This window comes from Mesorhizobium sp. WSM4935, assembly GCF_029625735.1.
Classification (GTDB): domain Bacteria; phylum Pseudomonadota; class Alphaproteobacteria; order Rhizobiales; family Rhizobiaceae; genus Mesorhizobium.
On the sequence record NZ_JARTVR010000002.1, the window covers coordinates 18725 to 41369 of the forward strand.

The 22645-nt window shown below is 64.2% G+C and carries 21 protein-coding genes; 11 read left to right on the forward strand and 10 right to left on the reverse strand.

Going from position 1 to position 22645, the window contains the following annotated elements; genetic code table 11:
• Positions 1 to 144: 144 nt before the first annotated feature.
• The 3 genes from parE to P9273_RS04410 all read left to right on the forward strand — a co-directional run bounded on the left by parE (position 145) and on the right by P9273_RS04410 (position 4862).
• The gene (gene parE, locus P9273_RS04400) at positions 145 to 2199 is read left to right on the forward strand and encodes a DNA topoisomerase IV subunit B (RefSeq protein WP_278047820.1); all 2055 of its coding nucleotides are present in this window, start codon (positions 145 to 147) and stop codon (positions 2197 to 2199) included.
• 43 nt (positions 2200 to 2242) lie between these two features.
• The gene (locus P9273_RS04405) at positions 2243 to 4336 is read left to right on the forward strand and encodes an FUSC family protein (protein WP_278047821.1); all 2094 of its coding nucleotides are present in this window, start codon (positions 2243 to 2245) and stop codon (positions 4334 to 4336) included.
• Between the two features lie 88 nt (positions 4337 to 4424).
• Positions 4425 to 4862 (forward strand): VOC family protein, encoded by a 438-nt coding sequence (locus tag P9273_RS04410; protein ID WP_278047822.1) that lies wholly within the window; start codon positions 4425 to 4427, stop codon positions 4860 to 4862.
• 16 nt (positions 4863 to 4878) lie between these two features.
• Here the strand turns inward: P9273_RS04410 and P9273_RS04415 are convergent, their stop codons facing one another.
• Entirely contained in the window at positions 4879 to 6000 is a 1122-nt protein-coding gene (locus P9273_RS04415) for a DUF2336 domain-containing protein (protein WP_278047823.1), read from the reverse strand.
• 152 nt (positions 6001 to 6152) lie between these two features.
• Here P9273_RS04415 and P9273_RS04420 point away from each other — a divergent pair, with 152 nt between their 5' ends.
• Together P9273_RS04420 and P9273_RS04425 are read left to right on the forward strand one after the other, a co-directional pair.
• Positions 6153 to 6605: a MaoC family dehydratase gene (locus P9273_RS04420; RefSeq protein WP_041011475.1), complete on the forward strand. Its 453-nt coding sequence runs from the start codon at positions 6153 to 6155 to the stop codon at positions 6603 to 6605.
• On the forward strand, positions 6605 to 7486 hold the full coding sequence (locus P9273_RS04425) for an HpcH/HpaI aldolase/citrate lyase family protein (protein ID WP_278047824.1): 882 nt from the start codon (positions 6605 to 6607) through the stop codon (positions 7484 to 7486). The genes P9273_RS04420 and P9273_RS04425 overlap by 1 nt, the downstream gene beginning before the upstream one ends.
• Before the next feature lie 106 nt (positions 7487 to 7592).
• Here the strand turns inward: P9273_RS04425 and P9273_RS04430 are convergent, their stop codons facing one another.
• Positions 7593 to 8267: a methyltransferase family protein gene (locus P9273_RS04430; RefSeq protein ID WP_278047825.1), complete on the reverse strand. Its 675-nt coding sequence runs from the start codon at positions 8265 to 8267 to the stop codon at positions 7593 to 7595.
• A gap of 138 nt (positions 8268 to 8405) precedes the next feature.
• Between P9273_RS04430 and P9273_RS04435 the strand changes: the two genes are divergently transcribed.
• A complete protein-coding gene (locus tag P9273_RS04435) occupies positions 8406 to 9149 on the forward strand; it encodes a TetR/AcrR family transcriptional regulator (RefSeq protein ID WP_278047826.1) in 744 nt (247 codons plus the stop codon).
• On the opposite strand, the gene P9273_RS04440 is transcribed toward P9273_RS04435, so the two are convergent.
• The gene (locus P9273_RS04440) at positions 9146 to 9730 is read right to left on the reverse strand and encodes a nitroreductase family protein (RefSeq protein ID WP_041004260.1); all 585 of its coding nucleotides are present in this window, start codon (positions 9728 to 9730) and stop codon (positions 9146 to 9148) included. The genes P9273_RS04435 and P9273_RS04440 overlap by 4 nt on opposite strands.
• Positions 9731 to 9893: 163 nt before the next feature.
• Between P9273_RS04440 and P9273_RS04445 the strand changes: the two genes are divergently transcribed.
• On the forward strand, positions 9894 to 10859 hold the full coding sequence (locus tag P9273_RS04445; RefSeq protein WP_278047827.1) for a hypothetical protein: 966 nt from the start codon (positions 9894 to 9896) through the stop codon (positions 10857 to 10859).
• Between the two features lie 10 nt (positions 10860 to 10869).
• Here the strand turns inward: P9273_RS04445 and P9273_RS04450 are convergent, their stop codons facing one another.
• The 4 genes from P9273_RS04450 to yidD all read right to left on the reverse strand — a co-directional run bounded on the left by P9273_RS04450 (position 10870) and on the right by yidD (position 15348).
• A complete protein-coding gene (locus P9273_RS04450) occupies positions 10870 to 11811 on the reverse strand; it encodes a lysophospholipid acyltransferase family protein (RefSeq protein WP_278047828.1) in 942 nt (313 codons plus the stop codon).
• A gap of 83 nt (positions 11812 to 11894) precedes the next feature.
• Positions 11895 to 13868 (reverse strand): threonine--tRNA ligase, encoded by a 1974-nt coding sequence (gene thrS, locus P9273_RS04455; protein ID WP_278047829.1) that lies wholly within the window; start codon positions 13866 to 13868, stop codon positions 11895 to 11897.
• A 149-nt stretch (positions 13869 to 14017) separates the two neighbouring features.
• Positions 14018 to 14830: a class D beta-lactamase gene (gene blaOXA, locus P9273_RS04460; RefSeq protein WP_278047830.1), complete on the reverse strand. Its 813-nt coding sequence runs from the start codon at positions 14828 to 14830 to the stop codon at positions 14018 to 14020.
• Positions 14831 to 14973: 143 nt separating this feature from the next.
• Positions 14974 to 15348: a membrane protein insertion efficiency factor YidD gene (gene yidD / locus P9273_RS04465; protein ID WP_278047831.1), complete on the reverse strand. Its 375-nt coding sequence runs from the start codon at positions 15346 to 15348 to the stop codon at positions 14974 to 14976.
• 321 nt (positions 15349 to 15669) lie between these two features.
• Here yidD and P9273_RS04470 point away from each other — a divergent pair, with 321 nt between their 5' ends.
• Entirely contained in the window at positions 15670 to 16575 is a 906-nt protein-coding gene (locus tag P9273_RS04470; protein WP_041004247.1) for a LysR substrate-binding domain-containing protein, read from the forward strand.
• An 8-nt stretch (positions 16576 to 16583) separates the two neighbouring features.
• Here the strand turns inward: P9273_RS04470 and P9273_RS04475 are convergent, their stop codons facing one another.
• Positions 16584 to 17030: an iron-sulfur cluster assembly scaffold protein gene (locus P9273_RS04475; RefSeq protein WP_278047832.1), complete on the reverse strand. Its 447-nt coding sequence runs from the start codon at positions 17028 to 17030 to the stop codon at positions 16584 to 16586.
• A gap of 237 nt (positions 17031 to 17267) precedes the next feature.
• Between P9273_RS04475 and folE the strand changes: the two genes are divergently transcribed.
• From folE to P9273_RS04490, 3 genes are all read left to right on the forward strand, one after another.
• Positions 17268 to 17900, forward strand: coding sequence for a GTP cyclohydrolase I FolE (gene folE, locus P9273_RS04480; RefSeq protein ID WP_041004245.1), 633 nt, complete (start codon positions 17268 to 17270; stop codon positions 17898 to 17900).
• Between the two features lie 117 nt (positions 17901 to 18017).
• Positions 18018 to 18476, forward strand: coding sequence for a phosphoribosyl-AMP cyclohydrolase (gene hisI / locus P9273_RS04485; RefSeq protein ID WP_278048377.1), 459 nt, complete (start codon positions 18018 to 18020; stop codon positions 18474 to 18476).
• 84 nt (positions 18477 to 18560) lie between these two features.
• Positions 18561 to 19526, forward strand: a complete 966-nt coding sequence (locus tag P9273_RS04490; RefSeq protein ID WP_278047833.1) for a patatin family protein — start codon at positions 18561 to 18563, stop codon at positions 19524 to 19526.
• Between the two features lie 162 nt (positions 19527 to 19688).
• Here the strand turns inward: P9273_RS04490 and recJ are convergent, their stop codons facing one another.
• Both recJ and glpX read right to left on the reverse strand, forming a co-directional pair.
• Positions 19689 to 21473: a single-stranded-DNA-specific exonuclease RecJ gene (gene recJ / locus P9273_RS04495; protein WP_041004244.1), complete on the reverse strand. Its 1785-nt coding sequence runs from the start codon at positions 21471 to 21473 to the stop codon at positions 19689 to 19691.
• Positions 21474 to 21613: 140 nt separating this feature from the next.
• Positions 21614 to 22597, reverse strand: a complete 984-nt coding sequence (glpX, locus tag P9273_RS04500; RefSeq protein ID WP_041004241.1) for a class II fructose-bisphosphatase — start codon at positions 22595 to 22597, stop codon at positions 21614 to 21616.
• Positions 22598 to 22645 lie beyond the last annotated feature (48 nt).

Here is a 22645-nt window from a genome sequence, read left to right on the forward strand (position 1 = left end):
CCGCCCTATTTCGGCCGGCTTGGTTATCGAATGGTTTTGGAATAAGAGACAGTTTGATCCCTGAACGGAACAGGAACCTCGTTCGCCCGCCAAAAGCGTGGCAGTATCGAGTAGTGATTCGCAGTACCGGACTTAATGGCTAGCATGGACGACACCAGCGATCTTTTTGGCAACCCGGAAAAGCAGCCGCAGCAAGTGCGCGCGCCCTCGCGCCCCGCCGATCCGCTGGTGCAGGCCGCGAAGCGTTCGACCGCCGCCCGCGACGGCAGCGAAAGCTACAGCGCCGCCGACATCGAGGTGCTGGAAGGGCTGGAGCCGGTTCGGCGCCGTCCGGGCATGTATATCGGCGGCACCGACGACAAGGCGATGCATCACCTGTTCGCCGAGGTCATCGACAATTCGATGGACGAAGCGGTGGCCGGCCACGCCACCTTCATCGACGTCGAGCTTTCCGCCGACGGCTTCGTGACCGTCACCGACAATGGCCGCGGCATTCCGGTCGACCCGCATCCGAAGTTCAAGAAGCCGGCGCTCGAAGTCATCATGACGACGCTGCATTCGGGCGGCAAGTTCGACTCCAAGGTCTACGAGACCTCCGGTGGCTTGCACGGTGTCGGCGTTTCGGTCGTCAACGCGCTGTCCGACCACCTCGAGGTCGAAGTGGCGCGCGGTCGCCAACTTTACCGGCAAAGATTCTCCCGCGGCGTTCCGGTCAGCGGTCTGGAGCATCTCGGCGAGGTCCACAACCGTCGCGGCACCAGGACCCGCTTCCATCCGGACGAGCAGATTTTCGGCAAGGGCGCCGCCTTCGAACCGGCGCGGCTTTACCGCATGACTCGCTCGAAGGCCTATCTGTTCGGCGGCGTCGAGATCCGCTGGACCTGCGATCCGTCGCTGATCAAGGACAAGGACCAGACCCCGGCCAAGGCCGAGTTCCATTTCCCCGGAGGCCTGAAAGACTATCTCAAGGCGACGCTCGGTGACGAATTCCAGGTCACGCGCGAGGTTTTCGCCGGCAAGAGCGACAAGCAGGGCGGCCACGGTTCGCTGGAATGGGCTGTCACCTGGTTCGGCGGCGACGGTTTCCTCAACTCCTACTGCAACACCATTCCGACCCCCGAGGGCGGCACGCATGAGGCCGGCTTCCGCAACGTGCTGACGCGCGGACTGCGCGCCTACGCCGACCTTATCGGCAACAAGCGCGCCTCGATCATCACCACCGACGACGTGATGATCTCGGCCGCGGGCATGTTGTCGGTGTTCATCCGCGAGCCCGAATTCGTGGGCCAGACCAAGGACAGGCTGGCGACGATCGAGGCGATGCGCATCGTCGAAAACGCTATCCGCGACCCGTTCGACCATTGGCTGGCCGACAATCCGCAGGAAGCCTCGAAGCTTCTCGATTGGGTGATCGCGCGCGCCGACGAGCGCGTGCGGCGCCGCCAGGAGAAGGAAGTCTCGCGCAAGAGCGCCGTGCGCAAGCTCCGCCTTCCGGGCAAGCTCGCCGATTGCACGCAGAATGCCGCCGCCGGCGCCGAGATCTTCATCGTCGAGGGCGACTCGGCCGGCGGCTCGGCTAAGCAGGCGCGCGACCGCGCCAGCCAGGCGGTACTGCCACTGCGCGGCAAGATTCTCAATGTCGCCAGCGCCGGCAACGACAAACTTGCCGCCAACCAGCAGATTTCCGACCTGATCCAGGCGCTCGGCTGCGGCACGCGCTCGAAATACCGCGACGAGGATCTGCGCTACGACCGCGTGATCATCATGACCGACGCCGATGTCGACGGCGCGCATATCGCCTCGCTGCTGATCACCTTCTTTTACCAGGAAATGCCGAACCTGATCCGCGGCGGCCATCTCTACATGGCCGTGCCGCCGCTTTATTCGATCCGGCAGGGCGGCAAGGTCGCCTATGCCCGCGACGACGCGCACAAGGACGAGTTGCTGCGCACCGAATTCACCGGACGCGGCAAGGTCGAGATCGGCCGCTTCAAGGGCCTGGGCGAGATGATGGCCTCGCAGCTCAAGGAGACGACGATGGATCCGAAGAAGCGCACGCTTCTGAGGGTCGATGTGATCGATGCCGAGCAGGCCACCAAGGATGCCGTCGACGCGCTGATGGGCACCAAGCCCGAAGCGCGTTTCCGCTTCATCCAGGAGCGCGCCGAATTCGCCGAGACAGACGTGCTGGATATCTGAGCGCCGTCCGGTCCATAACAGGCTCCGATATGGAGACGGGCATGTGACCTGGACGCGGCTGAAGGAGCTTGCCGAGACGCCGCTCAGCGGCCTGACACAGCCGACCCGTTCGGATTGGATTTTCGCCCTGCGCACGGTTTCGGCAGGGCTGATCGCGCTCCTTGCCGCCTATGCGCTGAAGCTCGACCATCCGCAATGGGCGATGATGACGGTGTTCATCGTCGCGCAGCCGGTCGCCGGCATGGTGCTGGCGAAGGGCTTCTACCGGCTGCTCGGCACGCTGGCCGGCGGCCTGGCGGCCATCGGCATCACATCGCTGTTCGGCGCCAATCCCTGGCTCCTGGTCACCGTGCTGGCGCTGTGGATCGGCGTCTGCACGCTCGTCTCGTCGCTGCTGCGCAACCCGGAAGCCTATGGCGCAGCCCTTGCCGGCTATACGGCCATGATCATCGGCCTGCCGGCGCTTGGACAGCCGCATGTCGTCGTTGACCTCGCCATCGCACGATGCGCCGAGATCGTGCTTGGCATCGTCTGCGCCGGCGTCACCAGCCGGCTGATCCTGCCGAAGCTCGCGGCCGACGCCATCATCTCCAGGCTGAAGCGCAGCATCCTCGACCTCGCGGAATATGCGTCGGGCGCCTTTTCCGACGGCGATCCGGCAAGCCTTGCCGCGCTCCAGCGCAAGCTGATCGCCGATGCCCAGACGCTCGCGGAAATGCGCACCTATGCGCGGCTGGAGGCGCCGAGCTTCGCCACCCGCGCCCACCCGGTGCGGCGCACGATCGGTCAGCTTCTATGGGCGCTTTCGGCGGCGCGCGCGCTGCACAGCCACCGCAGGCCGAAGAACGCGGCGCTCATTCCCATGCGCAGCGAACTGAAGGCCTTCGTCGGCGAACTGGCGGCAACGCCCGGCGCGCTCGACGACACCGCCCCCTGGGTGGCGCGGCTCGAGGCGATCGCGGGCAAGGCCAGGGAGATGCCCGAACTTCCCAAAGATACCGGCCCCAACGATGACGGCCCCAACGATAAGGGCGAAGGCAAGGTCGGCACCATCACCCGCCTGACCATCGCCGGCGATTTCGCCGAGGCGCTGAAGCAGGTGATGCGCGGGCTGGAGGCGCTTCGCTCGCCCGTCTCCCGCAAGTCGAACGAGCGAGGCCAGCCGGCGCTGGTCGTCCACCGCGATTACCGGGCCGCCTGGCGCAACGCTGCACGCGCCGCGCTGGCGACCTTGCTCGTGGCGATCTTCTGGCTGACGACCAAATGGTCGGAAGCGGCCGGCACCGTCATCCTCGTCGCCGTCGTCTCCAGCCTGTTCGCATCGCGCCCCGATCCCGTGCAGTCCGCCTGGGGCTTCTTCACCGGAACGCTGATCGCGTTGCCTTTTGCCTTTCTGGTCGGCCAGGTCGCGCTGCCGGCGCTACCGGGCTTCGGCTGGTTCACGCTCTTCGTCGTGCCGATCCTGGTGCCCGCGGCGCTCGGCATGGCAAATCCCCGCCATGTCGGCGTCGCCACCGCTTTCGCCATCAACTTCCTCGCCTTCCTCAGCCCGCATCAGCAGATGATCTACGATCCCGGGCCGTTCTTCGCCGGCTCGGCCTCGATCCTGGTCGGCATCCTGATCGCCATCGGCGTCTTCATCGTCGTGCTGCCGGCCGACCCCTGGGTGACCGTGGAGCGCATCTCGCAGGCGATGCGCGAGGACCTGGCGCGGCTTTGCCTGCATGAACGCATTCCCCGGCGCTCGGCCTTCGAAAGCCTCGCCTATGACCGGATCAACCAGTTGATGCCGCAGGTGCAGCAGACGGGCCGCAAGGGCGACCCTATTCTTGGCGGAAGCATCGCCGCGGTCACTGTCGGGCTGGAGGTGTTGCGGCTGCGTCAGGCCCAACTGAACTCCGCCGTCCCGCACGAAACGGTCGAGTCCATCGGCAATTTCCTGCGCGGCTTGGCGCGAGAATTGCTGTTTCGGCGGCCGGGCGAGCGGACCGCCACCGTCGCGGTGGCCAGGCAATATGCGGCCAGCATCGCCCAACGCAGCGATCGGTTCGAAATGCTGCAGATCGCCGCCTCGCTGCGCATCATCGCCGCGGCAATGGAAGATTATCCGGACTTCTTTGCGAAGGGTCGTACTTGAATAATTCGGGGGCATGTCGCATTGCCCGGTCCGACAGTTTCGGGAATAGTTCCTTGCCGGACCGGTCGCTGCCTTCTAGGTTGGACGCATGGCGCTCAAACGGATGGACAACGTCGGAATTGTTGTCGACGACCTCGACGCGACGGTCGATTTCTTTCGCGAGCTCGGCCTCGAGCTCGAAGGGCGTGCCACGATCGAAGGAGAATGGGCCGGGCGTGTCACCGGGCTGGGCGATCAGCATGTCGAGATTGCCATGATGCGCACGCCGGACAGCCACGGCCGGCTCGAGCTGTCCCGCTTTCTCAGGCCACGCGTGGTGTCGGATCACCGCAATGCCCCGGTGAACGCCCTGGGCTATCTCCGCGTCATGTTCGCCGTGGACGACATCGACGAGACGCTGGAGAGGCTCCGCAAGCGCGGCGCCGAGCTCGTCGGTGAAGTGGTCCGGTATAAGGACGCGTATCGGCTCTGTTACATACGCGGGCCTGAGGGGCTTCTGATCGGCCTCGCCCAGGAACTCGGCTGAGACCTGATATGTGTCCCTAAGCCGCGGCAATCGCCAGCGCATGCCCGCGCGCGTTTTCGCGCAGCGCGTCAAGATGGATCGACTTCACCAGCCCGGCAAGATCGCCTTCGGCCGATTGGCCGCCCAGCTCCTTCAGCATCAGCCAGCTCACTTCCTGCACGCCGGCAACACGCCGGCCATTGGCCACCTCGCGCCAGATTTTGAGCGCGCGCAAGATGATGCCGTGCGTGGCCGGCGCAAGCCCGGCGCTGCGGAACAGCGCCTGCAGCGCGAGGTCGTGGCCGCCGGCGAGAAGCGCGGTCACCCGCTGCTCGGATTGTCGGGCAAGCGCCACCAGCGTCGACCCGAAGAAATCCACCTTGCCATGCGCGACGGTGCGGATGATGAAGCTGGCGGTCAGGTCGCCGCGCAGCCGCAGATGCTCGATCAGCGCCGCATGCTCTTCCATGCGCGTTCGCTCGATCAGCGTCACCGAGGCCTTCACGCAGGCATCGCGCATGACGCGATCGGCGCGCGCCGCACCCATCATCGCCAGCACCAGCGGCGATCCTTTCAGGGTCTCGCCGAGCTTGACCAGCAGCATGTGCCGGCAGTCGGCCGGCAGGCGCCGATCGGCGATCAGCGCCTCGCGCACCAGCGGCAGGTGGCCATGCCGCTCGGCCATGCGGCGGAAGCTGAGCGAAGCAATCTCGGCGCCGCTGTTGCCGATCAGCACGGCGCAGGCTTCCGGTTCGCCGATCTCGGCGATTGCCGCCGCGAGCGACATCGAGACGACCGGACGGTTGGCGATCAGCTTCTGCGTCGCCTTCTGACCGCTGGCGACGCGCTCGACCAGGTCGGCATCGGTAAGCAGCGGCGAACGCGCCAGCACCAGCGCCGCCACTTCCGGCTGGTCGGCGGCCAGAGCGCTGATCACCTGCGGCGGCGCGTGATGGCTCATCGACAGCGCCTCGGCGAGCGCCAGGCGCACCTTGGAGGAAGCGTCGTCCAGAAGCAGCGTGAGCGCCGCCTCGGCGGCGCAGCGATCCTCGAATGGCAGATCGGAATTGATATAGGCGCGCGCCAGCGCGCTCGCGGCGGCCGCGCGCTCGGAAACCCTTGCCGTATCAATCCATTTTAGAAAGTGCGAAACAACCATACCGACCAGCTGCGCCCCTGCCGGAAAGATCCCGGCCCCGTCGCGAACGGTAGGCTGGAAATGGTTTACGAACGGTTCACCATGTTTCTTAACCGGCTTGATGGAGGCCCAGCCAGCGCCTATCAAGCAAGAACATTGGAGGAGATCGAACGATGGCCGGGCTTTATCTGGAAGAGTTTGTCGTCGGCCATGTCTTCCGCCACACGCTGCGCAAGACCGTGACCGAGAGCGACAACATGCTGTTTTCGGTGATGACGCTCAACCCGCAGCCTCTGCACATCGATTTCGACTTCGCCGCCAAAACCGAATGGGGCAAGCCGCTGGTGAATTCGCTGTTCACGCTCGGCCTGATGATCGGCATTTCGGTGAACGACATCACCGTCGGCACTACGGTCGCCAATCTCGGCATGAAGGAAACGGTGTTTCCGCACCCCGTCTTTCACGGCGACACCATCCGGGTCGAGACGACGGTCGTCTCCGTACGCGACTCCAAGTCGAAGCCCGATCGTGGCATCGTCGAGTTCGAGCACCGCGCCTACAATCAGAACGACGTTCTTGTCGCCAAATGCACTAGGCAGGCGATGATGCTGAGGAAAGCGGCCTGATGCGCTCGCTGCTGTTCGTGCCCGGCGATTCCGAGCGCAAGCTGGAAAAGGGATTCGAGGCCGGCGCCGACGTGGTCATCGTCGACCTTGAGGACTCCGTTGCCGCCGCCAACAAGGCGGCGGCGCGCGCGACCGCGGCCGGTTTCATCTCCAGCCAAAAGCACCGCACGGATTCGGCCATCTATGTGCGGGTCAACGACCTCTCTACCGGCCTGACGGACGAGGACCTTGCGGCTCTTGTCCCGGCGAAGCCCGACGGCATCATGCTGCCGAAGTCGAACAGCGGGCAGGACGTTCAGCAACTGGCGGCGAAGCTGCGCGTGCAGGAGGCCGAAAACGGACTGCCGGACGGCGCCATAAGTATCCTGCCGATCATCACCGAGACGGCGGCAGGCGTGCTGGCGGCGGCAAGCTATGCCGGCGCGAGCGCGCGGCTTGCCGGCCTGACCTGGGGCGCGGAGGACTTGTCCGCGGCGATCGGCGCGCGCTCGGCCCGCGACGAGAGCGGCCGTTACACCGATGTGTTTCGCCTGGCGCGCACCATGACCATTCTGGCGGCGGGCGCTGCCGAAGTCGCCGCCATCGACACCGTTTTTCCCGACTTCCGTGACATGGCCACCTTCGAGGCTGAATGCCGAGAGGCCGAGCGCGACGGCTTCACCGGCAAGATGGCGATCCATCCGGCGCAGGTGCCGGCCATCAACGCCGCCTTCACGCCGTCGGCCGAAGCGGTCGCGCGATCGCGGGTGATCGTCGATGCCTTCGCGGCGGCGGGAAATCCTGGCGTCGTCGGCATTGACGGCAAGATGTACGACAGGCCGCATTTGCGCCTGGCCGAGCGTTTGCTGGCTCGCGCCAGAGCAATTCCAGGAAAAGTGTGAAGCGGTCTTCCGTCCGGAATTGCGATACAAACAAGGAGATGGAGCATTTCACCGTTTCCGTGGAACGGTGAAATGCTCGAGAGCGGCGAGCAGTCTTGCCTGAGGTTTACCAGACCATCGGGATCAGCTTGTAGCGGACGCGCGCGGCATAATCGTCATAGCCCTGCAGGCCGGCCCGCAACGTCTTTTCCTCGATGAAGGTGCGGATGGCGAGCAGGAGGATGAAGGCGAGGACCGCTGCCAGTCCCCACCAAGAGCCGAGCAGCAATGCCGTGCCGGCGAAATAAAGTATGGCGCCCGCATACATAGGGTGGCGGACATAGCTATACGGACCGGTGGTGATCACCTTTTGTCCACGTTCGTCCTGGATCTTCACGACAGGCGCCGCGAAGCTGTTTTCCAGCATAGTGAGATAGCAGATCCAGATGCCGGCGAGCAGGACCAGCACGCCGACCACTTGCACCCAGACGGGAGCTGCCGACCAGCCGAAACGGATATCGAGCCCCATCAGGACCAGCCAGGCGACAATACCGAGCAGCAATATGCTGAGCACTATCTTGTCGGCCGCGGTCTGGGTCTTCTGGATCGGCGGGCGGAGGCGCTCATTCATCAGGCCTGGATCGCGCCGGGCGAGCGCCACGCCCATGGTAAGGCTCAGTCCGACCATCACGACTATGTACACCCAGGCTCCCGTCCAGTGCAGCGTACCTGCCGACAGAAACAGCAGCACGCCCATGATGCCGAACCATACGAATGTCTGGACAACCAATCTCGAGACCATGACCAACCTTCCGTGACCCCCCGCCACAGTTGTCGAATCCGACCGGTGGTCTATTATACCGACCGACGGTCTATTCTCAAGCGCAATCGACGTCAGGCATCTGGACGGGAACGGCCGCCGCGTGCAGAAGATTTCATCATGCCTCGCATCATCAAGCACCCGGAACTCAGGCGCGAAGAGCTGCTGGACCATGCCCAGGCGCTGTTCCTGATGCATGGCTACGACAAAGCGAGCCTCAACGATGTCATCGCCGCCGCCGGCATCTCGAAGGGCGCCTTCTATCACTACTTCGCCTCCAAGGAGGCCCTGCTGGAGGCATTGGCGGAGCGTTTCGCCAGACAGGCGCTGGCCGGCGTCCAGGATGTACTCGGCGATCCGGCGCTCGATCCGCTTGGACGTCTCAACGCCCTGCTCGCGAAATCACGGCAGGCCAAGGTGGAAACCGCGGCGGAGGCCTGGGCGCTGTTCGAGACAATGTTCCGGCCGGAAAACCTGGTGCTGTTCCACCGCATCAACCTGGCGGCCAGCGCGGCCTTTTCGCCCTTGCTGGTCGAAATCATCAAGCAAGGCGTGGCGGACGGTACCTTCCGCACCTTCGATCCTGAAGGCGTCGCCGACATCGTCATGCAGTTCGGCATGGCCACCCATGACGTTGTCGCCAAAGCCATTGTCGGCGGCAGCGATGCGGACATGGATATGGCCATAGAAGCGCTGGAGAACCGCGTGAAGCTCTACGAGATCGCGCTCGATCGTATTCTCGGGCTCCCCGACGGCAGCATACGCATCGGCGAGCCGGGCTATGTGCGCGCCGTCATGACCGCACGACGTGCCGGTCCTGCCGCTTCCGCGGCCGTTCCTCCAAAAATCCGCAAAAGGTCCTAACCGGCCCAGGGACCGGTGTAATCGGCATAGAGCTTCGCCGGGTCGGGCCGTGGCCGCTCCGGCGCCGGCCCTTGATAGGACCCGATATGGACGAAGCCGATGACGCGCTCCTGCGGCGAGAGGCCGAGGATCGCCCTGCCCTCCGCGACATCGGAATACCAGTTGCTGATCATGTTGGTGCCATAGCCCAGCGCGTTGGCCGCGATCATCAGGTTCATCGCCGCCATGCCGCCCGACAGGAACATCTCCCATTGCGGGATCTTCGGGTTCTCCTTAGGTACCGAGACGACGCCGATCACCAGCGGCGCGCGCGAGAAGCGCGCCAATTCCTGGTTGCGCCGGCCTTCCGGCAGCGGCCCCTCTCGCTGTTCGGCAAGTGCCGCCAGTTTCTTGCCGATTTCGATGCGCGCCTCGCCGCGATAAAGAATGAAGCGCCAGGGCTCGAGCCGCCCATGGTCGGGAACGCGCGAAGCCGCCGCGATCATCGTCGCGATCTCGGCATCGCTCGGCGCCGGCTCCTTCAGGTCGGGGATCGGCGCGGAATTGCGGGTGAGCAGGAAGTCGATGATCGGCGACGCCATGGGCGCAAGTCTCCTGAAGACATTCAATTTTGAGCTGAAGCACGCCATCGGGAGGTCGGGCGGCTCGGGCGATGGCGTTTTGCGCCGGATAAGAAGCCGCTGAGGGAAAGCAGCGCACTCCTAGGCCTTGAAATTGCCACCGCCTTGGGCTTCAACGCAAGGCATGTTTGAGGGGACCCTGCGCCTTTTCGTGATCGCACTCGTCGCTGCGTTGTTCGCGGTGCCGGTTTCTTTCGCCCTGGCCCAGAACGCCAACGATGTCAGCGACATCAAGCTTCCAGGCATTTCGAGCTATGCGACACCGAAGACGGAGGGACCGCTGGCGCTCGGCAGCGGCGGCGCCATCACGCTCTCGGCGCAGTTGACCGACAAGGGCGCCGACATCACCCGCGGTATTGTCTGGCGAGTCTTCAAGCCGCAGCCCGCCAGCGACGGCAAGTTGCCGATGGTGGCATCCGCCCATGGCGGCACGGCCGTGTTCCAGCTCGACCCCGGCAGCTACCTTGTCCATGCCTCCTACGGACGCGCCGGCGCCACCAAGCGCATCACGGTCGGCAAGGACGCCAGGCGCGAAAGCCTCGTGCTCGACGCCGGCGGCCTGAAGCTCGACGCGGTGACGTCGGGCGGCGCGCCCATCCCGCCGAAGAAACTGCGCTTCTCGATCTATGAAGGCCAGGCCGCGGCCAATGGCGATCGGCCGCTGATCGCCCCCGATGTCGCGCCGAACACCGTGGTGCGGCTGAACGCCGGCACCTACCATGTCGTCTCCACCTATGGCGCGGTCAACGCGGTGATCCGCTCCGACATCCGCGTCGAGGCCGGCAAGCTGACGGAGGCGACCGTCGAGCACCGCGCCGCCGAGATGACGATGAAGCTGGTGCGCGAGCCTGGCGGCGAGGCCATCGCCGACACGTCCTGGTCGCTGCTCAACGAGAGCGGCGATCCGATCAAGGAGGCGGTCGGCGCCTTCGCCTCGATGGTGCTGGCCGAGGGCCAGTACACCATCATCGCCAAGAACCGTGATCGCATCTATCAGAAGGATTTCACGGTGGTTGCCGGCCAGAACCAGGAAATCGAGGTGGTGGCCAATGAACAGTCCGCCATCGACCCCGAGGAAGGCGCGGACTAATCGCTTTTATTCAGGCAGCCTTACGCATCCGCTTCGCCAGGAACGGCACGCGGCCACGCTGCGCAGAAGGCGCCGCGAGGTCGAAGACAGCGCGATAGAGGCGATCGAGCAGCGCCTTGCGATCCCGCAGCGGCTCAAGGTCGCTCCATCTCAGCACATCGCCGATGCGCACCTCGATCGTCTTGCCCGACAGGCGGGCGAACTCGCGGATGAGCAAGGAGGTGCGCAATGTCAGCGATGCCTTGCCAATGAACTTCGCCACGCGATTGTCACGCTCGGCCATGTTCATCGGACCGCTGACGAGATGGAACAGACGGCCGTTCTGGCCGGAGAAATGCATCGGGATGACCGAAGCCTTGGCGTCCTGAATGAGCTTGGCCGGGAACATCTTCCACGGCAGGTCGATCGCGCGGCCAAAACCCTTGGGCGCCGTCGCGACGCCGCCGGCGGGAAAGACGACGATGGTGACGCCTTCCTTCAACAGCCGCACCGCTTCGTGGCGCACCGCCATGTTGTTCTTCAGCGCTTCCTTGGTCTCGGAAAAATCGATCGGCAGCGAATAGGGCTCCATCTCGCGGATCCTGAGCAGGTCCTTGTGGATCATCACCCGGAACGGCCGGCCGAGCTGCTCGGCCAGCGACAGCACCGCGATGCCGTCGCCGATGCCGAAGGGATGGTTGGCGACGATGACCAGCGGCGTGTCCGGCAGCGCCGCCGGCGGCCATTGCACGGCGTTGCGGACCTTGACGTCGATCAACTCCAGCATGCGGCTGAACACGCGGTCGCCGGTCGGCACCACTTGGCGGCGCCAGAAATCATAAAGCACGGCGAAACGGTCGCGGCCCGACAGGCCCTCGACGGAATGGATGAACCAGCGCGTCAGCACCGGTTGATGCGAATTGGCATAGGAGAGCTCGGGAAAACGTCTTTCCCGCAGTTTCAATTTGAGCATGGCGGCTCGTTACAGGGCTGGCGTGACAGGCATATGAAAATGGCGGTGGACCGGCCACCGCCATTTCAGGAGTGCTGGTATGCTCAGGCGGCGCGGCGTTTGCGGTCGGGCGAGACCGCCTCGTCGGCGAGAGCCTTCACCGCGTCCTCGAGCTTCAGTGATTCCTGGTCGCGGGAGCCCAGCCGGCGGACATTGACCGTCTTCTCTTCCGCTTCGCGCTTGCCGCAGACGAGTATGACCGGCACCTTGGCCAGCGAATGTTCGCGCACCTTGTAATTGATCTTCTCGTTGCGCAGGTCCGTTTCGGCAAGCAACCCGGCCGCCTTCAGCCGCTCGACCACCTTGATGGCGTATTCATCCGCATCCGAGGTGATCGTCGCCACCACCACCTGCAGCGGCGCGAACCACAGCGGGAAATGGCCGGAATAGTTCTCGATCAGGATTCCGAGGAACCGCTCCATCGAACCGCAAACGGCGCGATGCACCATCACCGGCTGCTTCTTCTCCGAATCCGAGCCGATATAGAAGGCGCCGAAGCGCTCCGGCAGGTTGAAGTCGACCTGCGTGGTGCCGCATTGCCATTCGCGGCCGATGGCGTCCTTCAGCACATACTCGAATTTCGGCCCGTAGAAAGCGCCCTCGCCCGGATTGATCGAAGTCTTGATGCGGTTGCCGGAGCGCGTGCGGATCGTCTCCAGCACATTGCTCATGATCGCCTCGGCATGGTCCCAGGCCTCGTCGGTGCCGACGCGCTTGTCCGGCCGGGTCGACAGCTTCACGCTGACCTCGTCGAAGCCGAAATCGGCATAGGTCGACAGGATCAGGTCGTTGATGCGCAGGCACTCGGCTGCCAGTTGCTCCTCGGTGCAGAAGATATGCGCGTCGTCCTGCGTGAAGCCGCGCACGCGCATCAGCCCGTGCAGCGCGCCCGATGGCTCGTAGCGATGCACATTGCCGAACTCCGCAAGCTTGACGGGCAGTTCGCGGTAAGACTTCAACCCATGCTTGAAGATCTGCACATGGCCGGGACAGTTCATCGGCTTCAGCGCGAAGACGCGGTCGTCGTCTGTGTCGTCGCCGGCGACGGTGACCTTGAACATCGCGTCGCGATACCAGCCCCAGTGTCCCGACGTCTCCCACAGGCTCTTATCCAGAACCTGGGGCGCGTTGACTTCCTGATAGCCGTGCTCGTCGAGGCGGCGGCGCATGTAGTTGATCAGGTTCTGCACCATCTTCCAGCCCTTCGCGTGCCAGAAGACGACGCCCGGCCCCTCTTCCTGGAAATGGAACAGGTCCATCTCGCGGCCGAGCTTGCGGTGATCGCGCTTCTCGGCCTCCTCGAGCAGCGTCTGATACGCGTCGAGCTGCGCCTGGTCGGCCCAGGCGGTGCCGTAGATGCGCGTCAGCATCGGATTGTTCGAGTCCCCGCGCCAATAGGCGCCGGCCACCTTCATCAGCTTGAAGGCATTGCCGATCTGCCCGGTCGAAGCCATGTGCGGACCTCGGCAGAGATCGAACCAGTCGCCCTGCGCGTAGATCTTGATGTCCTGATCCTCGGGGATGGCGTCGATCAGCTCGACCTTGTAGCGCTCGCCTTTCTCGGCGAACACCTTCTTCGCCTTCTCGCGCGACCAGACTTCCTTGGTGAACGGCTTGTTGCGCTGGATGATCTCGCGCATCTTCTTTTCGATCACCGGGAAATCGTCCGGCGTGAACGGCTCGTTGCGCGCAAAGTCGTAATAGAACCCATTCTCGATCACCGGCCCGATGGTCACCTGCGTTCCCGGCCACAATTCCTGCACGGCCTCGGCCAGCACATGCGCCGTATCGTGGCGGATGAGCTCAAGCGCGCGCGGATCCTCACGGGTGATGATCTCGACCTTGCCGGACGCGCCGAGCGGATCGGAAAGATCGCGCACGGTGCCGTCGAGGCTGTAGGCCACAGCCTTCTTCGCCAGCGACTTGGAAATCGATTCGGCAAGGGCAGCACCAGTCAGCGCCGCGTCGTACTCTCGGACGGAACCATCGGGAAATGTCAGGGAAACGGAATTCGGCATCAGGGTTCTCCTATCCAGTCCCGCAAACGAGCGCGGGTGGTGAAACGCAGCCGCAGGATGCGTTGCGGCTGCGGAGGGTTAGCCGGAGGCGTCCGGCAGCGGCGCGGTTTTAGAGGCAGATTCCGCCGCCGTAAAGTCGTGAGGCCTTTCTATTTGATGAGGCCAGGTAAGTCGTTCAGGAAAGCCGCCCGCGTCGCGAGGCCCTTCGGCTTGTCGGTACGCTTTGCATCGACGACCAACCTGGCAAAGACGATGCGCCGGCCACCCTTGTCCGCCCAGCCGATGAACCAGCCGAGCGAACGCTTGCCGTCCTGGCCGAGCCTGGTGCTGCCCGTTTTGCCTTGCACCGTCCAGTCTCCTGCCGTGAAGGTGGGCAGGATCGCCTGGGTCATCTCATGCGCCTTCGCCGACACTGGCATCTTGCCCGCGAGCAGTTCGCGCAGGAAAGCCGTCTGCTCAACCGGCGATATTTCGAGCGAGGAATTGATCCAGGATTGCGTGAGCCCATTGTCCTTACCGGCATCGCCCGAGACGTCCTTGTTGCCATAGCCGAATTTCGACACGTAGCCGGCGAACTTCTCGGCGCCGAGGCGCCGCGTGATCTCGCGCGAATACCAGACGATGGAATCGCGCTCCCAGATCGTCGGATCGGCGGTCTTCTGGTCGCGCTTCGCCGCCTTGAATTCCGGCTTGTAGTCCCACCTTGGCGTGTGCTGATCGCTCAGGATGCCTGCATCGTAGCCGATCATCGCGAGCGGCACCTTGAACGTCGAAGCCGGGCTGACGCGCTGGTCGCAGACGCCGTCCTGGTGGAGCGTGGCACCGCTTTGCGCATCCTGGATCAGCGTGCAGTGGATGTCGCTGAGCGGCGCCGATTGCGCCCGCACCGGCAAGCCCAGCATCCAGGCCAGAAGGAAAAGGACGATGGCGAAAATGAAAGGATAGCGGTCCATCTGGCGCATGGCGAAGTCACTCCGATATGAGATTGCGGGAGCGGCTTAGCGGGGCGACTTGTCTCGATTTTGTCTCAAATTCGCAGTGTTTGTGCAGCTTCGCGTTAACCCTACCGGATCGTTAAATCCGGGTCGCGCCAACGCCGAAGCAATCAGATTTCGGGTTCGTTGCGCCTTTTGCCGATCCCCCAATAGCGCCAGGGCATGAACCAGACATAGCGGGCCGCAAGCGTCTCCGGCACGCGGTCGATGCCATGCGTTCCGAACGGTCCGCAGCGCAACACCCGGAACAGCCCCATCCAGCCGCCGGCCCAGAGGCCATGGCGAGCGATCGCCTCATGCGCATATTCGGAGCAGGTCGGCATGTGTCGGCAGCTATTGCCGACGAAGCCTGAGAGCGTCAGCTGATAGAGGCGCACGAGCGATGTGCCGAGCACGCGCCCGGGCGTCTTGCGCCAAGGCCCCGGCCAGTTGCGCCCGCGCTGCACCGGCCGGACGCCATGCATATGACTGTGATGGTCGCCCATCGCTCCGCAGGCTGTTTCACTGCGCGATAGATGTGGGCTTCGGCGTTGAAACGCAATGCTTTTGCCCTCAAGACCCGGAGCGCCGGACGCGATGGCTGCCGGTCCATGGGCGATGGTGATGGAAAAGATCGCGACAGTCATGGTGACGTCGCCCGCGCGCGACTTCGCCGTGCCATTGGAAGGTCGCTATCCGTATCGTGTCGCTGAAAATGGCCAGGAACTCGTTCATGGCAGGTCTCCTTTGAAACGGATTAGACCGCCGCTGGCCTTCCCTCTCAAACGAGTATAATTTCCGCTTCGAATAACTTGAGGTTATGCGATATGAAGCGTGGCCGGCTGCCGCTGACGGCGCTCAGGAGTTTCGAGACGGCCGGCCGGCATTTGAGCTTCAGCCGGGCGGCAGAGGAGCTTTACGTCTCGCAGGCCGCGATCAGCCGGCAGATACGTGAGCTCGAGACCTTTTTGGGAAGGCCGCTGTTTGTGCGCCTCCATCGCCGCGTCGAGCTGACGGATGCAGGACACCGGCTGCTCGACCGATTGGTCAGGAGCTTCGACGACATCGACCGCGTGCTTTCGGAACTCACGGCCTCGCCGGCGCAAGCCGTGGTCCGCGTCAGCGTCGAGCCATCGCTTGCCGCCGTATGGCTGGTACCGCGGCTCAATCGCTTTCGCCAATTGCGGCCCGACATCGATGTGTCACTCGAAGTCGATCCGCGGCCGATCGAGTTCCGCAGCGATCAGCCCGAGCTCGCCTTGCGTTTCAGCGCGCACGCCACCTCATGGCCGCGCAGCGAGGCCGAGCGCTTGGCCTCGACCGTCGATTCACCGGTCCTGTCGCCGGCGCTGCTCGCCTCCGGCCCTCCCCTGGAAAAGCCGGTCGACCTTCGCCATTACACGCTGCTGCATGAGGAAAACCGCCAGGGTTGGGCGCGCTGGTTCCAGGCAGCCGGCGTGCCCGCCGATGCCGTGCCCGCGCGCGGCCCGATGCTGGCCGATGTCTCGCTTTCGAAACAGGCTGCGCTGCTTGGACACGGCGTGGCGCTCGGCGACCTCCTGCAGGTCGGCGAAGAGCTCGCGTCGGGCACTTTGATCAAGCCGTTCGATATCGATGTCGCTTCGGGCGCCTACTGGCTGGTGGCCAGGAGCTTGTCGGATCTGCCGGAACCGGCCAAAGCATTCGCCGACTGGATCCGAAGCGAATTCGCCGTGACCAGGGGAGCGGCCTAAGCCCTATCTCAGGCCGCCTGATCGGCGCGCTTCTTCTCGATCTGGCCGATCGCGTCGACCACCGCATCGAAGGTCAGCATCGTCGAGGCATGGCGAGCTTTATAGTCGCGCACCGGTTCCAGATATTTGAGGTCGGCGAAGCGGCCTTCAGGCGGCGCGCCGTTCTCCTTCAGCATCTTCAGCATGGTTTCGCGCACGGCGCGCAATTCGTCCGCGCTGGCGCCGACCACGTGCCGGGCCATGATCGAGGATGAGGCCTGGCCGAGCGCGCAGGCCTTCACGTCATGGGCGAAATCGGTCACCACATCGCCATCCATCTTGAGGTCGACGGTGACGGTCGAGCCGCACAATTTGGAATGCGCCCTGGCGGTCGCGTCGGGGTGATCAAGACGGCCGATACGTCCGATGTTTCCGGCGAAGCCGAGAATTTTCGCATTGTAGACGTCGTCGATCATATTTTTCCAATCCGTCGCCGCCCAGCGAACAGGCTTTGCCGCTCTCGCGTCTTCCTTTCGCTTTGCCGTAACCATATATAATGGTGGCAGTCGGGCATCGACAAGGCGATGAGAAGCCGTTGTCCTTTGCTCATCTGTTCACGCCGCTTTCGGGATGGAAATGGGCGATTTTCACCCAAAAGGTCGTGGTCCGTTCAACTCGTCCCACCTTTGAGTGGGACTACGGGAGACGCCTTTATGGATGCCGTCATCAAGAAAATCATGCCTCCCTCCGAATATCTGGAGAAGCCCGTCACTGACCGGCCGAGCGAAGCCGAGGTCGAGGCCGCCGTGCGCACGCTGTTGCGCTGGACTGGCGACAATCCGGACCGCGAAGGCCTGGTCGATACGCCTAAGCGTGTCACCAAGGCCTTCCGCGAAATGTTCAACGGCTACGACATGTGCCCGGCCGACGAGCTTGGCCGCACTTTCGAGGAAGTGGCCGGCTATGACGACCTCGTCATCGTCAAGGACATAAAGTTCCATTCGCATTGCGAGCACCATATGGTGCCGATCATCGGCAAGGCGCATGTCGGCTATTTGCCGGACGGCAAGGTCGTCGGCCTGTCGAAGATCGCCCGTGTCGTCGACATCTTCGCGCATCGCCTGCAGACGCAGGAAGCGATGACCGCGCAGATCGCCGGCGTCATCCAGGACGTGCTCAACCCGCGCGGCGTCGCCGTCATGCTCGAGGCCGAGCATATGTGCATGGCCATGCGCGGCATCCGCAAGCAGGGCTCGAACACGCTGACCTCGACCTTCACCGGCGTCTTCAAGGACACGCCCGAGGAACAGGTCCGTTTCGTCACGATGGTACGCGCAGGCGGCTGATTTGCCGGCCCTCGCCCGGCCCATCAGACCATGATCTCGAACCGAAGGACCGCGTCAGCGAAAGGTGGAGACCGGTTTTCGGATAAGATCATGGTCAAACAAGAAGATGGACCGGCGATGTCGGCAGTCGAATTTCCAAAAGCTCCGTCAGACAAGAAAGCGCTGGAGGAAGGCTCGCTCCTTTCTCCGCGCTTCGACGCCGCGGGTCTCGTCACGGTCGTCGTGACGGACGCTGCCGACGGCATGCTGCTGATGGTCGCGTATATGAATGCCGAAGCGCTGGCGCTGACGCTGGAGACCGGCATCGCCCATTACTGGTCGCGCTCGCGCAACGCGTTGTGGAAGAAGGGCGAAACCTCGGGCAATTTCCAGCACGTCGTCGAGATGCGCACGGATTGTGACCAAGACGCGATATGGTTGCGCGTCAAAGTGTTGGGCCACGACGCAACCTGTCACACCGGACGGCGTTCCTGCTTTTATCGGACGGTGGGGCTGAACGACGGCAAGGCGACGCTTGCCGACGACGGTAGCAGGCCGCTGTTCGATGCGGATAAGACGTATCGGAAGCCGGTGTGAACCATTCAATATTCACAAACCACTCAGATTCACTATTCTCAAATATCCTGGTGATAGAGGGGATATGGGACAAGGGAGATCATGATGCTCGAATGGGCGTCATTGCGCAGCAGACCTGACGTTCAGGAGGCCAATGGTCCCGCATCGTCCGGCGGCCTGCCCGATCCGAAGCCCGGCGAGAAAACCGGCATCTCGCTGGCGCTCGGGGGCGGATGCGCGCGCGGCTGGGCCCATATCGGCGTGCTGCGCGCGCTTGACGAGGCCGGCATCGAAGTATCGATGATCGCCGGCACCTCGATCGGCGCGCTGGTCGGCGGCTGCTACCTTGCCGGCAAGCTCGACGAACTAGAAGAGTTTGCCAGAAGCCTGACCAAAAGGCGCATCTTCGGCCTTCTCGACTTCAATCTGCGCGGCAGCGGCCTGTTCGGCGGCATGAAGCTCGACCAGCGCCTGCGCGAGCACCTCGACGGCGCCCGCTTCGAGGACCTGTCGAAACCCTTCGTCGCCGTCGCGTCCGAAATCCGCACCGGCCATGAAATCTGGCTGTCGAGCGGCTTGCTCGTCACCGCCATGCGCGCCTCCTATGCGCTGCCGGGCGTCTTCGAGCCGGTGGCGTGCAACGGCCGCGTGCTGGTCGACGGCGCGCTGGTCAATCCGGTGCCGGTCTCCGTCTGCCGCGCCTATGAGCAGCCGCTCGTCGTGGCGGTCAACCTGCATTACGATCTGTTCGGGCGTGCAGCCGTCATCAAGCACAGCGCCGGCGAGCTGCTCGTCGAGAACGACGCGCCGCGCCCCGGTCAGGTCAATTCCCAGTCACATCAGACACGCCTGGGCATCACCGGCGTCATGGTCGAGGCCTTCAACATCATCCAAGACCGGATCTCGCGCGCCAGGCTGGCCGGCGATCCGCCGGATATGTCGCTGCAGCCGAAGCTTAGCCATATCGGCCTGACGGAATTCCACCGCGCCGATGAGGCGATCAGCATCGGCTACCAGGCGACGAAGGCGCAGATCAGCGAACTGACCCGGCTGCAATCCGTCCTCGTGTGACCCCGGTACGGCACCGCTTTAAGGTGTGTTGAGATTCAGGTCAGGCCGAGTCGAAAATGGCAGGTTCCGAGAACCGGAGCGGAGCGTACTTTTCGTACGTGAGCACCGGAAGCGCAGGAAGCCGCCATTTGCAGGCCGGCCTCACCTGAATATCAACATACCTTAAGCGAGCGCCGCATCGCTGATGCGAAACTGCACCGTACGGTTGCCGTTCCAGTAATTGCCCGACAGCGAACCGGCGACATGTACGGTTCTGCCCCTGTTTTTGAAAAGGAATTCGCCGAGCGTGGTATCGACGGCACGAAAGGCGATCGCTTGGATATTGCCGCCGCTTTGCGACTGCAGGTCCACCCGAATGTGATTGGTGCCGATCGCGCGCGCATCGGTCAGCCGGTGCCGCGGCAACACGAACACGGGTGCGATATGCCCGGCGCCGAACGGCCCGGCTTTCTCCAGCGCGTCGAGCAGCGCGATCGTGGCACCCTCGGCGGCTAGAGCGCCGTCGATCGCCAGGCTCTCCTCGTTCTGCAGCCGGAACACGTCGGCCGCGGCGCGCTCCTCGAAGAAGGCGCGCAATTCGCCGAGCTTCGCGCGCTCGACAGTGATGCCGGCGGCCATCGCGTGGCCGCCGCCCTTGACGATCAGCCCCGCAGCCGCCGCCTCGCGCACCAGCCGGCCGAGATCGAAGCCGTTCACCGAACGGCCGGAGCCGGTGCCGATGCCGGTCGAATTGAAGGCGATGGCAAAGGCCGGCCGGCGCGCATAATCCTTGAGCCGCGAAGCGATCAACCCGACGATGCCCGGATGCCAGCTGTTGCTGGCCGTGACGATGATGGCGGGACCGTTGCTGCCGGCAAGCTCGGCATCGGCCTCGGCGCGCGCCTGCGCCAGCATCTCCTGTTCCATCTGCTGCCGTTCCTGGTTCAGCCGGTCCAGCGTCTCGGCGATGCTTGCCGCCTCGACGGGATCGTCGGTGGCCAAAAGCCGGCTCCCCAGCGCTGCATCGCCTATGCGGCCGCCGGCATTGATGCGCGGCCCGATCAGGAAGGAAAGATGGAAGGTGTTGATCGGCTCGCCGATACGCGAGACACGTGCCAGCGCCGCCAGCCCCTCGTTCTTCTGCTGGCGCAGCACCTGCAGTCCCTTGACGACGAAGGCGCGGTTGACACCGGTGAGCAGGACCACGTCGCAGACCGTCGCCAGCGCAACGAGATCGAGCAGCGAAAGCAGGTCGACCGGCGCCGCATTCGGCAGCCGCTCGCGCAGCACCTTGGCCGTCTGCACCAGGCACAGGAAGACGACGCCGGCGGCGCACAAATGTCCCTGCCCCGACAGGTCGTCCTCTCGATTGGGATTGACCACGGCCTCCGCCGGCGGCAGCGGGCCGCCGACCTGGTGATGGTCGAGCACCACGACGTCGGCGCCGGCTTCCCTGGCCGCCTCGATCGAGGTCGCGCTGTTGGTGCCGCAGTCGACGGTGACGATCAGCTTCGCGCCGCGCGAGATCAGCTCCCGCATCGCTTCCGGATTGGGCCCGTAGCCTTCGAAGATGCGGTCCGGGATATAGATTTCGGACGGTACGGAAAAATGCGTGAGAAAGCGTTTCAGGAGCGCCGACGAGGCGGCGCCGTCGACGTCATAATCGCCGAAGATCGCGACTTTCTCACGCGCGACGATCGCATCGGCCAGCCTCGCCGCCGCTTTCTCCATATCGGTCAGCGATGCCGGATTCGGCAGAAGCTCGCGGATGGTCGGATCGAGGAAGCGCCCGGTCTGCTCCACGCTGACGCCGCGCGCGGCAAGCACCCGCGCCACGATGTCAGGCACACCGTGGCCTTGCGCAATCGCGAGCGCGGCCATGTCCTGCCGCTCGGTCAGCCGGTGTTCCCAGGAAACACCCGTCGCCGACTGCCTGACATCGAGGAAGAACCGTTTCTCGCCCGTCATGCGACGCGCCGTCTGCACATCATCCTTGCGCAGATATCAACATGCGACGGCCGGAGCAATTCGGTGAGAGCGGGCAATCCGGGGAAAAGTGTGGATGGGTTTCCCCGGGAACGCCGTCGTGACGCTCAAGTGGGGCGAAATCAGAACTTGTCCAGATCCTGGTGACGCGCCTTGATCTCGCGCACCGTGCGCGAGGACGAGCGCAGCACGATCGTGTGGGTGGTGATGAAGGTGCGGCCGAACTTCACGCCGTCGAGCAAATTGCCGTCGGTGACGCCGGTCGCCGCGAAGAGCACGTCGCCGCGCGCCATGTCCTGGGCGCGGTAGATCCGCTTCGGATCGGAAATGCCCATCTTCTCCGCCCGCACTACCTTCTCCGGCGTGTCGAGGATCAGCCGGCCCTGCATCTGCCCGCCGGTGCAGCGCAGTGCAGCCGCCGCCAGCACGCCCTCCGGCGCGCCGCCGGTCCCGAGATAGATGTCGATGCCGGTCTCGTCCGGATCGGTGGTGTGGATGACGCCGGCGACATCGCCGTCGCCGATCAGCCGGATCGCGGCGCCTGTGGCGCGCACGGCGTCGATCAGCTTGGCATGACGCGGCCGATCGAGGATGCAGGCTGTGATGTCGGTAACCGCCACACCCTTAGCCTTGGCTAGATTGGCGAGGTTTTCCGCCGGCGAGGCGTCGATATCGATCAGGCCTTCCGGGTAGCCGGGACCGATGGCTATCTTGTCCATATAGACGTCGGGCGCGAACAGCAGGCTGCCTTTTTCCGCGATCGCGATGACGGCAAGCGCGTTGGGCAGGTTCTTGGCGCAGATCGTCGTGCCCTCGAGCGGATCGAGCGCGATGTCGACGGCCGGACCTTTGCCCGTGCCGACCTCCTCGCCGATATAGAGCATCGGCGCCTCGTCGCGCTCACCCTCGCCGATCACCACCGTGCCCTTGATGGCCAGCCGGTTGAGTTCCTGGCGCATGGCATCCACCGCCACCTGGTCGGCGGCCTTCTCATCGCCGCGCCCGCGCAGCCTGGCGGCTGCGACGGCAGCCCGTTCGGTCACGCGCACGACTTCCATCGTAAGGATCCGGTCGAGACCGGCGGCGATGTTCTGGGCGATGTTCATGGATGGGCGTTCCTCGTTGTTTGTTTGCGTCGAGCAATCCCAGAACGG

Bases quoted from the DNA above. Each gene is read 5' to 3' on its own strand.
- parE (WP_278047820.1), top strand. From the start codon at position 145: ATGGACGACACCAGCGATCTTTTTGGCAACCCGGAAAAGCAGCCGCAG.
- P9273_RS04410 (WP_278047822.1), top strand. From the start codon at position 4,425: ATGGCGCTCAAACGGATGGACAACGTCGGAATTGTTGTCGACGACCTC.
- P9273_RS04415 (WP_278047823.1), bottom strand. From the start codon at position 6,000: ATGGTTGTTTCGCACTTTCTAAAATGGATTGATACGGCAAGGGTTTCC.
- P9273_RS04420 (WP_041011475.1), top strand. From the start codon at position 6,153: ATGGCCGGGCTTTATCTGGAAGAGTTTGTCGTCGGCCATGTCTTCCGC.
- P9273_RS04425 (WP_278047824.1), top strand. From the start codon at position 6,605: ATGCGCTCGCTGCTGTTCGTGCCCGGCGATTCCGAGCGCAAGCTGGAA.
- P9273_RS04430 (WP_278047825.1), bottom strand. From the start codon at position 8,267: ATGGTCTCGAGATTGGTTGTCCAGACATTCGTATGGTTCGGCATCATG.
- P9273_RS04435 (WP_278047826.1), top strand. From the start codon at position 8,406: ATGCCTCGCATCATCAAGCACCCGGAACTCAGGCGCGAAGAGCTGCTG.
- P9273_RS04440 (WP_041004260.1), bottom strand. From the start codon at position 9,730: ATGGCGTCGCCGATCATCGACTTCCTGCTCACCCGCAATTCCGCGCCG.
- P9273_RS04445 (WP_278047827.1), top strand. From the start codon at position 9,894: ATGTTTGAGGGGACCCTGCGCCTTTTCGTGATCGCACTCGTCGCTGCG.
- P9273_RS04450 (WP_278047828.1), bottom strand. From the start codon at position 11,811: ATGCTCAAATTGAAACTGCGGGAAAGACGTTTTCCCGAGCTCTCCTAT.
- thrS (WP_278047829.1), bottom strand. From the start codon at position 13,868: ATGCCGAATTCCGTTTCCCTGACATTTCCCGATGGTTCCGTCCGAGAG.
- blaOXA (WP_278047830.1), bottom strand. From the start codon at position 14,830: ATGCGCCAGATGGACCGCTATCCTTTCATTTTCGCCATCGTCCTTTTC.
- yidD (WP_278047831.1), bottom strand. From the start codon at position 15,348: ATGGGCGACCATCACAGTCATATGCATGGCGTCCGGCCGGTGCAGCGC.
- P9273_RS04470 (WP_041004247.1), top strand. From the start codon at position 15,670: ATGAAGCGTGGCCGGCTGCCGCTGACGGCGCTCAGGAGTTTCGAGACG.
- P9273_RS04475 (WP_278047832.1), bottom strand. From the start codon at position 17,030: ATGATCGACGACGTCTACAATGCGAAAATTCTCGGCTTCGCCGGAAAC.
- folE (WP_041004245.1), top strand. From the start codon at position 17,268: ATGGATGCCGTCATCAAGAAAATCATGCCTCCCTCCGAATATCTGGAG.
- hisI (WP_278048377.1), top strand. From the start codon at position 18,018: ATGTCGGCAGTCGAATTTCCAAAAGCTCCGTCAGACAAGAAAGCGCTG.
- P9273_RS04490 (WP_278047833.1), top strand. From the start codon at position 18,561: ATGCTCGAATGGGCGTCATTGCGCAGCAGACCTGACGTTCAGGAGGCC.
- recJ (WP_041004244.1), bottom strand. From the start codon at position 21,473: ATGACGGGCGAGAAACGGTTCTTCCTCGATGTCAGGCAGTCGGCGACG.
- glpX (WP_041004241.1), bottom strand. From the start codon at position 22,597: ATGAACATCGCCCAGAACATCGCCGCCGGTCTCGACCGGATCCTTACG.